The organism is Azospirillum sp. INR13 (assembly GCF_015390205.1).
Classification (GTDB): Bacteria; Pseudomonadota; Alphaproteobacteria; order Azospirillales; family Azospirillaceae; genus Azospirillum.
In genome coordinates, this window is record NZ_VUOI01000042.1 from 17,505 (window position 1) to 30,205 (window position 12,701).

Below are 12,701 nucleotides of genomic sequence, written 5' to 3' on the forward strand. Positions count from 1 at the left end.
GATTTCTTCCGCCGCTTCAACTTCCTGGTCTGCGCCCCCGCCTTCGAGGTGGACGAGTTGGAGGGCATGCGGCTTCAGCAGATCCTGTCGGAAGTGGAGCGGATGGGCTTCGAGGTGGTCCGCGCCCGCCGGGTCGAGGATGCCGAACTGGCCATTCGCACCGACGCCCGCCATCGGCTGCATGATCGTCGACTGGGGCAAGCGCGGCGCCGACGGCAAGCAGGCCTCGCTGATCGCCTTCGCCCGCCAGCGCGGGTTGGAAATGCCGATCATCCTGCTGGTCCGCCGCCAACGGCTGGAGAACATTCCGGTCGACGTGCTGAACCAGGTCGACGGCTACATCTTCCTGGCGGAGGAGACGCCGGAGTTCATCGCCAAGAATCTGGTCAGCCGGCTTAAGCAGTATGCCGACACGCTGAAGACCCCCTTCTTCGGCGCGCTGGTCGATTACGCGGAGGAAGGCAACCAGCTCTGGACCTGCCCCGGCCACAATGGCGGCATCTTCTACAGCCGCAGCCCCATCGGCCGCATCTTCGTCGAACATCTGGGCGAGGCGGTGTTCCGCGACGACATCGACAACTCGGTGCTGGAGATGGGCGACCTGCTGGTCCATGAGGGGCCTGCCCTGCAGGCCCAGAAGGAAGCCGCCCGCATCTTCGGGGCGGAGCGCACCTATTTCGTGCTGAACGGCACCTCGGCCTCGAACAAGATCGTGCTGTCGGCGCTGGTGGCGGAGGACGACCTCGTGCTGTTCGACCGCAACAACCACAAGGCGGCCCACCATGGCAGCCTGTTCCTGGGCGGCGGCATTCCGATCTTCATGGAGACGGAGCGCAACGCCCATGGCCTGATCGGCCCCATCGACCCGCGGGCGCTGGACGAGGAGACGATCCGCGAGCGCATCCGCCGCAACCCGCTGGTCAAGGACCCCGATGCCTGGAAGCGCGAGCGCCCCTTCCGCGCCGCGGTGATCCAGCAATGCAGCTACGACGGCACCATCTACAACGCCCAGATGATGCTGGAGCGGATCGGCAAGCTCTGCGACTACATCCTGTTTGACGAGGCCTGGGCCGGGTTCCTGAAGTTCCACCCGCTGTTCAAGGGCCATTTCGCCATGGGGCTGGAAGGGCTGCATGACGGCCATCCCGGCATCATCGCCACCCAGTCTACCCACAAGCAGCTGGCCAGCTTCTCCCAGGCCTCGCAGATCCATGTGAAGGACAACCACATCAAGGGGCAGCGCCGCCGGGTGGAGCATCGCCGCTTCAACGAGACCTTCCTGCTGCACGCCTCGACCTCGCCCTTCTACCCGCTGTTCGCCTCGCTGGACGTCGGCGCGCAGATGATGAAGGGTCGGTCGGGCGAGATCCTGTGGGACGACACGATCCGGCTGGGCGTCGAGCTGCGCAAGAAGATCCGCGCCATCCGCCGCGAGTTCGAGGAGCGCGAGAGCGATCCGGCCAAGCGCTGGTTCTTCGATCCCTTCGTGCCCGACCGTGTCAGCCGCAATGGCTTGGAGACCGCGTGGGAGGAGGTGCCGACCGACGAGTTGGCGACCGACGTCCGCCATTGGGAGTTCGCCCCCGGTGCCCATTGGCACGGCTTCCGGCATGTGGAGCCGGGCTATGCCATGACCGATCCCAACAAGCTGACTCTGCTGACTCCCGGCTTCGACCGTCACAGCGGCGCCTACGGCGACCACGGCATCCCGGCCCCGGTGGTGGCGCAGTATCTGCGCGAGAACCGCATCGTGCCGGAGAAGAACGACCTCAATTCCCTGCTGTTCCTGCTGACGCCGGGCGTGGAATCGAGCAAGGCCGGCACGCTGCTGAGCGGTCTGGTCGCCTTCAAGCGGCTGCACGACGACAACGCCCCGCTGGAGGAGGTCATCCCCGAATTCGTCGCCAAGCGGCGCGCCCATTACCTGGGCCGGCGCCTGCGCGACCTGTGCGCGGAGATGCACGCCTTCTACCGCGAGAAGAACACCAGCGCCCTGCAGCGCGCCATCTTCCGGCCGGAGCATCTGCCGACCATGGCGATGCCGCCCCGCGAGGCGACGCGCCATCTGGTGCGCAACGACGTGGATTACCTGCCCATCGACGAGATCGCCGGCCGCATCGCCACCACGCTGTGGGTCGTCTACCCGCCGGGCATCGCCACAATCGTTCCGGGCGAAAGGCTGGACGCGCGGGCCAAGCCGATGATCGACTATCTGAAGGTCTTCCAGGAAAGCGCCAACCGCTTCCCCGGCTTCGACAACGAAATCCAAGGCCTGTACCGGGAGACCGATGCGAACGGCGTGATCCGCTACTTCACCTATGTGGTGAGGGAGTGAAGCCCATCGGGAGGAGGGCTTCTCCCTCCTCCCGGTGTCTTCCCGGCTGCTTACAGGGTTGGGATGCCCTGTTCCGCGGCGACTTTCTCATACGCATCCTGAAGCCCGGCCAGGACCGAGGGGCCTTTGACCGGCGCCCCCAGATGCAGGCTGCGCAGTTCCTCCATGAAGGCCTCCCACAACGGCGACCCGCCCTCTTCCAGCAGTTTGGCGCGGATGGCGAGTTCCGGGGTCACCGGCCGATGCCGGCGGCCCCAGGCTCCCATATGCACAAGCAGCGGCACGAGCTGAATAGCCGCTTCCGTCAAGCTGTAGATCGCCTTCTGCCGATGGGACGGATCGTCCCGCTTCGTCAGCAACCCGGCGTCCATCAGGCGTTTCAGCCGGTCGGACAGGATGTTGGAGGCGATCCGCTCATGCGACCGGCTCAGCAATTCCCGAAAATGCCGGCGATCCCCGAACATGATGTCGCGGATGACGATAAGGCTCCAGCGGTCGCCCAGCACTTCCAGCGTCAGATTGATCGGACAGCCCGAACGGTGCCTGTCCTCCATCGGGAACTCCTCCGAAAACCGCTTGCAAATTAGGATCGGTCTGGCCTAATGGCAACTGATTGCAGAACGCAATCGGATTGGCGGCAGGGCGGTCATTCGCTATCGCCGAGGCTGGACGCGAGCCTGGACGCGCGCCTGTCCCCGAAGCGCGAATGCGGGTTCGCCCCGCCCTCCACCGGTCACCTTGTCCCTGGTCATACTGCAAGAGAGGAAACGATCATGTCCTATGTCGATGGATTCGTCCTGGCAGTGCCGAAACAGAATGTCGATGCCTACAAGGAGATGGCCCGCAAGGCCGGTGCGATCTGGATGGACCATGGCGCGCTCGCCTTCGTCGAGTGCGTCGGCGACGATGTGCCTTATGGAGAACTGACATCCTTCCCGCGCGCGGTGCAGGCGACCGAGGAGGAAATCGTCGTTTTCTCCTGGATCGTCTACAAGTCGCGCGAGGACCGCGACACGATCAACGCAAAGGTCATGGCCGATCCCCGCATGCCGAAGGACATGAGCGAGATGCCCTTCGACGGCAAACGGATGATCTTCGGCGGCTTCCGCCCCTTCCTGGAACTTTGATCCCAGCCATTTGCTCCTCGCCTTACGACCCCTGCCCGGCCACATCCGGATTTCCGAACGCAAAACGCAGGCAGCGTTCGGAAATCCGAACGGCGACGGCTCTGACCAACGATGGAACCTCATAGTTCCAACAGCTTAGCGGGTTTCTTGCCGCTGCTCCCCAGTGGCACGCCGGTTGCTCCTTACGGGTCGCGTCCCGCGCAGGCGGGGCCGACTCATCAGATCAGGGGAGCGAAGCGTCCGATGCCTGCCACGACGCGCACCGAACACGACCTGCCGGGCGACCACGAGGCTCCGGCCGACGCCTGTCATGGCGGCCGAACTCCGCGCGCAGTCGAGAATCCCCCGATCATCACCCGCTGACCGTTCCGCCACCCGGCCCCCATTCCGGTCCCGCGAGGGGCTTGGAAAGCCGGTAACCAATCGACCGTTACCCCGGCCGGCGCGTGAGGCGGGCGGGAAAGGTGAGGTAGTAGGACCATGAACAAACAGACGACGCTGATCATCGTCGCCATGCTGCTGGGCATCGTCACCGGCTATGTCTGCAACAGCATGTTCGACCCGGCCGCCGCCAAGTCCATTGCCAGCTATTTCGCGATGGTGACGGACATCTTCCTGCGCCTGATCAAGATGATCATCGCGCCCCTCATCTTCTCCACCCTGGTCGCGGGCCTGGCCGGAATGAGCGACGCCCGCACCGTCGGCCGCATCGGCGGCAAGGCGGTCGGATGGTTCCTGATGGCCTCCTTCGCGTCGCTGTTCATCGGGCTGGTCTTCGCCAACCTGCTGCAGCCGGGCGCCAATGTCGGCGTGCCGCTGCCCGATGCCGCGGCCAGCGCCGGGCTGAAGACCTCCGCCCTGAACCTGAAGGATTTCCTGACCCACGTTTTCCCGCGCAATTTCTTCGAGGCGATGGCGAACAACGAGATCCTGCAGATCCTGATCTTCTCGATCTTCATCGGCCTCGCCATCGGCCAGCTGCGCGACACCAAGGCCGGCCTGCTTGCCCGCTCGATCGAAGAGGTCGTGCCGGTGATGCTGAAGGTCACCGACTATGTCATGCGCTTCGCCCCCATCGGCGTCTTCGCCGCCGTCGCCAACGTGGTGACGACGCAGGGGCTGGGCGTGCTGGCGGTCTACGGCAAGTTCATGGGCAGCTTCTATCTGACGCTGGCGGTGCTGTGGGCGACGCTGATCTTCGCCGGCTTCGTCGTGCTGAAGGGCGACGTGTTCCGTCTGGTGAAGACCATGCGCCAGCCGATTCTGCTGGGCTTCTCCACCGCGTCGAGCGAATCCGCCTATCCGCGGGTGATGGAAGGGCTGAAGGAGTTCGGCGTGAAGGAGCGGGTGACCGGCTTCGTCCTGCCGCTCGGCTATTCCTTCAACCTAGACGGCTCGATGATCTACACGACCTTCGCGGCGCTGTTCATCGCCCAGGCCTATGGCATCCCGCTGACGCTGGAACAGCAGATCGTCATGCTGCTGGTGCTGATGGTGTCCAGCAAGGGCATCGCCGGCGTGCCGCGGTCGTCGCTGGTCGTGGTCGCCGCAGTGCTGCCGATGTTCAACCTGCCGGAGGCGGGCGTGCTGCTGATCCTGGGCATCGACCACTTCCTCGACATGGGCCGCACCGCCACCAACGTGCTGGGCAACGCCATCGCCACCACGGTCGTCGCCAAGTGGGAAGGCGCCATCGGCGAGGAGGACGAGGAGGAGGCCGACGTGCCCCTGCCCGCCCCGGCCGCGGCGGAGTAAGCGGGACAGGACATCCACAAAGACAGTTTGCAAAGGCGGGCGGGCAATGGGAGGGGGGCTTCTGCTATGATGCGGCAGCCGCCGTTTCTCCCCATGCCCCTGCCCGCCTTTTTCATGCAGATTACGCGTCGCCTCCGCACCATCGGACTTCTCCTGCCGGTCATGGCCGGGCTGGCCCTGCTCGCCGGGACGGCGGGGTTCCGCATCAGCGAGGGGATGGGGCTGGCCGCCCTGCAGGAGACCGGTCGCCACCGGCTCGACCTCTATGCCGAGAGCCTGGAACGGGAGATCGACAAATACGCCTATTTCCCGGCCACGCTGGGTCTGGAGCGCGACGTTCTCGACCTCGTGACCGGGCGGGCGCCGCTGGCCTGGGGGCTGAACCGCTATCTGGAGCGGCTGAACGAGCGTGCCGGCACCCTGTCGATCTATGTGCTGAACCGCCAGGGCCGGGTGGTGGCCGCCAGCAACTGGAACCGCCCCGACAGCTTCGTCGGCGAGGATCTGTCCTACCGCCCTTATTTCATCGAGGCTGCCGCCGGCCGCCAGGGCCGTCTGTTCGGTGTCGGCACCACGCGGGGGGAGGCAGGCTATTACCTGTCTTCGCCGCTGGCGGAGGACGGCGCCATCGTCGGCGTGGCGGTGGTGAAGGTCAGCCTTGAGCAGCTGGAACAGTCCTGGTCCACCGTGGAGGCACCGGTCCTGGTCAGCGACGAGAACGGCGTGGTCATCCTCGCCTCGGTCCCCTCCTGGAAATTCACCACCCTGCGGACGATGGACGAGCCGACGCGCCGGCATTTCGACCGGACCCTGCAATACAACGCCCGCCCGCTGCCGCCGCTGGGCCTTTCACCGCTGAACCGGATCGCCCCCGATGCGGAACTGGTCCGGCTCGCCCGCCCGGCGGATGGGGAGGCGGAGTCGGCCGCCTTCCCCGTCAGCGGCAGCTTCCTGGCCCAGACGGCACCGCTGCACGGCACGGGATGGACGATGACCGTGCTGTCGCCGGTCTCGCAGATCACCGGCATGGCCTGGACCCGCGCGGCACTGGCGGCGGTCGGCAGTGCCTTCCTGGGCATCCTGCTGCTGATGTGGGTGCAGCGCCGCGGCCATCTGCGCGACCTGGAACGCAAGGTGGAGGAGCGCACCCGCAACCTGCGCGCCGCCCAGGATGAGCTTGTCCATGCCGGCAAGCTGGCGGTGATCGGCCAGCTGTCGGCCGGGCTTGCGCATGAGCTGAACCAGCCGCTGGCAGCCCTGCGCACCCTGTCCGGCAACACGGTCAAGTTCCTCCAGCGCGGCAACCTCGACGCGGCAAAGAGCAATCTGGAGCGCATCGCCCAGCTGGTGGACGCCATGGGTGCCCTGACCAGCCAGCTGAAATCCTTCGCCCGCAAATCCTCTGGCGCCCCCCGCCCGGTGGCGGTGCGGCGGCCCATCGACAACGCGCTGTTCCTGCTTGAGCAACGGCTGCGGCGATCCGGCGTGGCCGTGCAGGTGGAGGTGCCGGATGATGTTGCGGCGCTGTGCGATCCCAACCGGCTGGAACAGGTGGTGGTCAATCTGGTCGCCAACGGCCTCGACGCGGTGGCCTGGCAGACGGAGGGCAAACTGACCCTCACCGCGCGGACGGAGGACGGCCGGACGCGCATCCAGGTGGCGGACAACGGGCCCGGCCTGTCCGAGGAGGTCCTGCCCCGCCTGTTCGAACCCTTCTTCACCACCAAGGAAGCGGCGAAGGACGGTGCACGGGAAGGAAGTGGCGGGCTCGGCTTGGGGCTTGCCATCTCCGCCGGGATCGTGCGTGACTTCGGCGGCACCCTGACCGGGGCGAACGGTGCCGATGGCGGCGCGGTCTTCACCGTCGACCTTCCCGCCGCCGCCCTGCCCGCCGACCCGACCACCATCCTGGCCGAAGACCTCGCATGCCCGACACTTCCTCCACCGCCCTGAAGGTTCTTATCGTCGAGGACGACCCGAACGTCAGCCTGGGCTGCCAGCAGGCGCTGGAGCTGGAGGACATCCCGACCCAGGCGGTGGACAGCGCGGAGAGGGCGCGACGGATGGTGGCGGAGGGCTTTCCCGGCGTGGTGGTCACCGACATCCGCCTTCCGGGTATGGATGGCATGGAACTGCTCTCGACGCTGCTCGGCACCGATCCGGATTTGCCGGTGGTGCTGATGACCGGTCACGGCGACGTATCGATGGCGGTGCAGGCGATGAAGCGGGGCGCCCACGACTTCATCGAGAAGCCCTTCTCCCCCGACTATCTGGTGGAGGTGGTGCGGCGCGCGCTGGAAAAGCGGCGGCTAACGCTGGAGGTGCGCGAGTTGCGCGCCCGGCTGCAGAATCGCGACAGCATCGAAGCGCGGCTGGTCGGCGGATCGCCGCAGATGGAGCGGGTGCGCCGGCTGATCGGCGAACTCGCCACCTCCGCCGCCGACGTGCTGATCCATGGCGAGACAGGGTCTGGCAAGGAGCTGGCGGCGCGCTGCCTGCACGACGCCAGCCCGCGCCGCGCCGGCAACTTCGTCGCCATCAATTGCGGCGGCCTGCCGGAAAGCCTGATCGACAGCGAGATTTTCGGGCATGAGGCCGGGGCCTTCACCGGGGCCGGCAAAAGGCGGATCGGCAAGGTGGAGCATGCCAACGGCGGCACGCTGTTCCTCGACGAGATCGAGAGCATGCCGATGCCGGTGCAGATCAAGTTCCTGCGCGTCCTTCAGGAACGCACGCTGGAACGGCTGGGCTCCAACATGCCGGTCCATGTCGACTGCCGGGTGATCGCCGCCACCAAGGTGGATCTGCGCGAGTTGGCCGACCGCGGGCAGTTCCGCGCCGACCTTTATTACCGGCTGAACGTCGCCAACCTGCCGCTGCCGCCGTTGCGCGAACGGCGCGAGGACATCCCGCTGCTGTTCGAGCAGTTCATATTGCAGGCCGCCGCCCGCCACGGTCGCCCGGTGCTGCCGCCGGATACCGAGCGGATGCGCCGGCTGATGGCCTATGACTGGCCCGGCAATGTGCGGGAGCTGCACAATGTCGCCGACCGCTGCGTGCTGGGCATCGAACAGGGCTTTCCGCCTTTCGCCTCCGCCCACCCCGCGACCGCCCGGCCGCTGGCCGAGGCGGTCGAGGCCTTCGAACGCGCGCTGATCGCCGATACGCTTCGCCGCACCGGCCACAGCCTTGCCCGTGCAGCGGAGGAGTTGCAGATCGCAAAGACCACGCTGCACGACAAGATCAGGAAATACGGCCTGTCGTAACCGACTGTCACCCGGTCAGCGGGAAGCGCCTGCCAGGGCGGTGGCGTAGCGTTCGGCCAGCAGCGGACTGGCGGCGGCGCAGGCCTCCGCGACGAGGCGGGAGCCTTCGACATAGGCGTCGACGCGCTCGACGCTCCAGGACAGCGGGCGCTCCACCGCCAGCGCCTTGAGGATCGAGATCTGCTCGGCCAGCTTGATGCGCTTGGCGCCGTCAGGCGCGGCGGCGAGGCGGGCGGCCTGGATCGCCTTGCGCTCGGCAATCGCCCGGCCAACATCCTCGGGGCGCGTCGCTGACGGCGGCCACGAGGTCGGCGACTTCCGGGCCGAAGCGGTCGGCCAGTTCGGCGATGGTGGTCAACCCATCCTCGACCGCGTCGTGGAGCCAAGCGGCGGCGATCTCCGCCGGCGTGCCGCCGGCCTGGGCCACCAGTTCGGCAGTTTCCGACAGATGCGAGACGAAGGGCGTCCGCGCCCGGTCGGGGCGGAAGGTGCCGTCATGCAGGGCCGCCGCATGGCGCAGCGCCGCGGTGATCAGTTCATTGTTGTTGTCAGACATCTGGTCTCCTCCGTGCCGCGGGCGGGCGGCGACTTGGCATTGCCCGCCCAGTCGGCGACAGTGCGCCAATGGTCCGCTGCGGGGGCTTCGCTGCGGCTATTCAGCTGCAGGTCACCGGTCCGGTCAGGCGGCGCGCGCCATCGGCAGGCGGCGGCAACCCATCTCGAACGCATGCAGCCGGGTCCGGAGATGGTCGGCCGTCACGCGGTCGAAGTCCAGAACCTCGGCCGGCGGCAGATCGCCGCGGATCCGCATGTGGATGGCCGCCTTGCCGTCATGGGTCAGATGCAGGTCGAAGCTGCCGACCAGCCGGTGCAGCCCCTCGCCGTGGTCTTCGCCATGATGGGCGCGGTTAGAGCAGCTGCGCCCCGCCGTCACGCTCCACCAGCTCGACGCTGCCCACATCGGCCATGCGCCGTGCAAGCGCGTCCGCTTCGCTGTGCAGGCGAGCGACCACCTTGGCAAAAGCGGCATGGATGTCGGTTCCGAGCGGTTCGTGGTCGAGCGCGCGCTGGGCCGGGGCGACCGACCAGCGGTGCGACGAAGTATCGGTGTTCATTGGAAAAAGCACTCCTCGGGGGGAGGCGTGGACGGGCCGATCCCGGCGCGTCTCCCGTCCGATTCCTTACCATGCTGCATCGCAGCACAGGGGCGCGACAAATCGTCAAGTGGTATGACCAGTTGACAAAGCTGCCCTGTGATCAGGCCACCATCGCCAGTTCCGGGGCGAGCCGGTGTGCGTCGGCGATCAGCGCCGCCGTCAGCGGCGGCTGCGGATCGCGGCGGGCGACCACAAGGCCGATCAGGGTGGACAGTTCCGGCGCCACGATGGGAATGGCACGGATGGTCGGGGGCAGCAGCAGCGAATCCGCCATGATCCGCGGCATGATCGTCGACCACATGCCGGTGCAGAGATGGTTGGTCAGCACGACGATGGAGTTGGATTCCAGCATCGGCTCGGCATGCACGCCCGCCTCGGCAAAGGCGCGGTCGATGATGCGGCGGTTCTGCATGTTGGCGTTCAGCAGGCAGAGCGGCACGGTCGCCGCCTCCTCCCAGGTGATGCTGTCGCGCGTGCCGAACGGGCCATCCGCCGAGGTGATCAGATGATAGCGCTCGTGATAGAGCGGCACCTCGTCCACATTGCCGAGCGGTTCGTTGTCGAGATACGTGATGCCGGCCTCCGCCTCCAGATTCTCCAGCCGCGACAGGATCTCGGTAGAGCTGTGGGAGGCGATGGTGATCTTGATGCCGGGGTGCATCGACCAGACTGTGGCGGTCAGCCGCTGGACCATGGGCAGTGCCGTCGGCACCACCACCAGCCGCAGCGTGCCGGTCAGCCCCTGCTTCATCGTCTCCACGTCGGCGCGCATCGCCTTGTAGTCGCCGACGATGCGCCGTGCCCATTCCAGCACCCGCTCCCCTTCCGGGGTGAAGCCGATGAAGCGTGCGCCGCGGTCGACCAGGGGCACGCCCATGGTCGATTCCAGCTGCTTGATCGCCGCCGACAGGTTGGGTTGCGAAACCCCGCAGACCTGCGCCGCGCGGCCGAAGTGCTTTTCGGTGGCCAGCGCGATCAGAAATTCCAGCTTTTCCTGCATGCCGGGGCTCCTTCAACCACGTCAGGCGCAGCGTGGATCGGGAACTTTTCAATCACGACCCGAGCAACATCATTGATACGAGTCACGTGCTCACGTCTCCGCGCGGGCTGCCGCAGCGGCAATGCGACGCATCATAGGCGCACGAAGAGTCATGCTCACGACACCTCCATCTCGACCAATCGGAACCCCTCCCCCGGCGGCCGCTCGATCCGCAGGTCCGCACCCTCCAGGAAGGTGTCGCGGCTGAGCAGGTCGAAGGCATGGCGCAGGGCGTCGGGCTGAACCCTGCTGGATTGGCCGACCGACAGGCTGACGCGCACCACCCTGTTGAATGGGTTGGCGTCCCGCGCCTTCATCGCCTGTTCCAACAGGGATTGGCAAAGAGCGATCTCATGCATGGGCTGGGTCCTGTAAGTGCCCTCTCCCGCCCCGGGAGAGGGAGGGGACCCACGAAGTGGGGAGGGTGAGGGGTGACCCAAGGAACCGGAAGCGCATGGTTCCTTGGACTACCCCTCACCCTTCCCACCGCTACGCGGCGGGCCCCTTCCCTCTCCCGGGACGGGAGAGGGAGATACATCACGCGTAGGCCGGGGCCTTCTTCGTCGCGCGGGTCACCGCGTTGCTGAGGCCGCCCTTCAGCTTCGCGTATTCCTGCTGGACGTAATTCTCGGCCCAGACCTGATCGGCGATCGCCTCCAACCGGACGGCGGCGTATTTGTATTCCGGCGTCTTGGCGATGGGATCGACGGCGTGGATGGTCAGCTCGTTGCAGGCACCGATCCACCACTGATAGGTCATGTAGACCGCCCCCTTGTTGGTGCGGTCGGTGACGCTGGCGCGGCTGATCACCTTGCCTCGGCGCGACGACACCCAGACCAGTTCCCGGTCGCGGATGCCCAAGGCCTTGGCGTCTTTCGGGTTGATGGTGACATAGCCGGGCTCGTCGGCCAGCGTCTGCAGGGCGGCGCAGTTGCCGGTCATCGACCGGCAGGAGTAATGGCCGACCTCGCGCACCGTGCAGAGGATCAGCGGGAATTCTTCGGTCAGCTGGTCCTGCGGCGGACGCCATTCGGTGGCGAACAGCAGGCCCTTGCCGCCCGGCCGCTGGAAGACGTTGCCCTCATAGAGATACTTGGAGCCCGGCGAATCGAGGTCGCGGCAGGGCCACGGAACCGCCCCCAGCCCTTCCATCTTCTCGTAGGTGACGCCGTAGAAGATTGGGCAAAGCTCGCGCAGCTCGTCCCAGATCTCCCTGGTGTTGTTGTAGTGCATGGGATAGCCCATCGCGGTGGCGAGCAGGCTGATGATCTCCCAGTCATGCTTGACGTCGCCCTTGGCGTCCACCGCCTTGGTGAAGCGCTGGAAGCTGCGGTCGGCGGCGCTGAACACGCCCTCATGCTCGCCCCAGGAGGTCGCCGGCAGGATCAGGTCGGCGAACATCGCCGTCTTCGTCATGAAGATGTCCTGGACGATGACGAACTCCATCGCCTCGAAGCCCTTGCGCACCAGCGCCAGGTCCGGCTCGGTCTGGGCCGGGTCCTCGCCCATGATGTACATGGCCTTCAGCTTGCCGGTTTCCGCCAGATGCGGCACGTCGGTCAGGCGGCAGCCGATCTGGTCGGGCAGCGACTCGACGCCCCAGGCCTTGGCGAACTTCGCGCGGATTTCCGGGTCGGTGACCTTCTGGTAGCCGGGGAACTCGGTCGGCAGCACGCCCATGTCGCAGCTGCCCTGCACGTTGTTCTGGCCGCGCACCGGGCCGACGCCGACATTCGGACGCCCGAGATTGCCGGTCAGCAGCGCCAGCCCCGACAGCCCCTTCACCACATCGACGCCCTGGCCCCATTGGGTGACGCCCATGCCCCACAGGATGGTGGCGGAGGGAGCGGCGGCGTAGATGCGCATCGCTTCGCGGATATCGGCGGCGGGCAGGCCGGTGATCGCCTCGGCGTATTCGGGGGTGTATTTCTCGACGATCTTCCTGTACTCGTCGAAGCCTTCGGTGTGATTGGCCACATACTCCTTGTTGTAAAGGCCTTCATTGATGAGGACATTGGCGAA

The 12,701-nt window shown here is 66.6% G+C and carries 13 protein-coding genes; 5 read left to right on the forward strand and 8 right to left on the reverse strand.

Features of this window, described 5'->3' with window-relative positions; genetic code table 11:
• Nucleotides 1–139 precede the first annotated feature (139 nt).
• Nucleotides 140–2,335 (forward strand): Orn/Lys/Arg decarboxylase N-terminal domain-containing protein, encoded by a 2,196-nt coding sequence (locus F1643_RS19915; RefSeq protein ID WP_255543093.1) that lies wholly within the window; start codon nucleotides 140–142, stop codon nucleotides 2,333–2,335.
• A gap of 50 nt (nucleotides 2,336–2,385) precedes the next feature.
• Here the strand turns inward: F1643_RS19915 and F1643_RS19920 are convergent, their stop codons facing one another.
• Entirely contained in the window at nucleotides 2,386–2,889 is a 504-nt protein-coding gene (locus F1643_RS19920; protein WP_194914996.1) for a helix-turn-helix domain-containing protein, read from the reverse strand.
• A gap of 219 nt (nucleotides 2,890–3,108) precedes the next feature.
• Here F1643_RS19920 and F1643_RS19925 point away from each other — a divergent pair, with 219 nt between their 5' ends.
• From F1643_RS19925 to F1643_RS19940, 4 genes are all read left to right on the forward strand, one after another.
• Complete coding sequence (locus tag F1643_RS19925; RefSeq protein ID WP_194914997.1) at nucleotides 3,109–3,462, forward strand: DUF1428 domain-containing protein; 354 nt, start codon at nucleotides 3,109–3,111, stop codon at nucleotides 3,460–3,462.
• Nucleotides 3,463–3,942: 480 nt separating this feature from the next.
• Complete coding sequence (locus F1643_RS19930) at nucleotides 3,943–5,217, forward strand: dicarboxylate/amino acid:cation symporter (protein WP_194914999.1); 1,275 nt, start codon at nucleotides 3,943–3,945, stop codon at nucleotides 5,215–5,217.
• A 114-nt stretch (nucleotides 5,218–5,331) separates the two neighbouring features.
• Entirely contained in the window at nucleotides 5,332–7,170 is a 1,839-nt protein-coding gene (locus F1643_RS19935; RefSeq protein ID WP_194915000.1) for an ATP-binding protein, read from the forward strand.
• Nucleotides 7,143–8,483 carry a sigma-54 dependent transcriptional regulator gene (locus tag F1643_RS19940; protein WP_194915001.1) on the forward strand — a complete coding sequence of 447 codons (1,341 nt, stop codon included), beginning with the start codon at nucleotides 7,143–7,145 and terminating at the stop codon, nucleotides 8,481–8,483. Before F1643_RS19935 ends, F1643_RS19940 begins: the two co-directional genes overlap by 28 nt.
• A 15-nt stretch (nucleotides 8,484–8,498) precedes the next feature.
• On the opposite strand, the gene F1643_RS24090 is transcribed toward F1643_RS19940, so the two are convergent.
• From F1643_RS24090 to F1643_RS19965, 7 genes are all read right to left on the reverse strand, one after another.
• Nucleotides 8,499–8,639: a hypothetical protein gene (locus tag F1643_RS24090; RefSeq protein WP_255543094.1), complete on the reverse strand. Its 141-nt coding sequence runs from the start codon at nucleotides 8,637–8,639 to the stop codon at nucleotides 8,499–8,501.
• Nucleotides 8,640–8,694: 55 nt separating this feature from the next.
• Nucleotides 8,695–9,039 (reverse strand): HD domain-containing protein, encoded by a 345-nt coding sequence (locus F1643_RS24095; protein WP_255543095.1) that lies wholly within the window; start codon nucleotides 9,037–9,039, stop codon nucleotides 8,695–8,697.
• A gap of 123 nt (nucleotides 9,040–9,162) precedes the next feature.
• The gene (locus F1643_RS24100) at nucleotides 9,163–9,417 is read right to left on the reverse strand and encodes a hypothetical protein (protein WP_255543096.1); all 255 of its coding nucleotides are present in this window, start codon (nucleotides 9,415–9,417) and stop codon (nucleotides 9,163–9,165) included.
• On the reverse strand, nucleotides 9,392–9,598 hold the full coding sequence (locus tag F1643_RS24105; protein ID WP_255543097.1) for a hypothetical protein: 207 nt from the start codon (nucleotides 9,596–9,598) through the stop codon (nucleotides 9,392–9,394). Before F1643_RS24105 ends, F1643_RS24100 begins: the two co-directional genes overlap by 26 nt.
• Before the next feature lie 142 nt (nucleotides 9,599–9,740).
• A complete protein-coding gene (locus F1643_RS19955) occupies nucleotides 9,741–10,640 on the reverse strand; it encodes a LysR family transcriptional regulator (RefSeq protein ID WP_194915002.1) in 900 nt (299 codons plus the stop codon).
• A 155-nt stretch (nucleotides 10,641–10,795) separates the two neighbouring features.
• Nucleotides 10,796–11,038, reverse strand: a complete 243-nt coding sequence (locus tag F1643_RS19960) for a hydrogenase maturation nickel metallochaperone HypA (protein ID WP_194915003.1) — start codon at nucleotides 11,036–11,038, stop codon at nucleotides 10,796–10,798.
• 178 nt (nucleotides 11,039–11,216) lie between these two features.
• Nucleotides 11,217–12,701: molybdopterin oxidoreductase family protein (locus tag F1643_RS19965; protein WP_194915004.1), on the reverse strand; the 1,485-nt coding region annotated here is incomplete at its 5' end.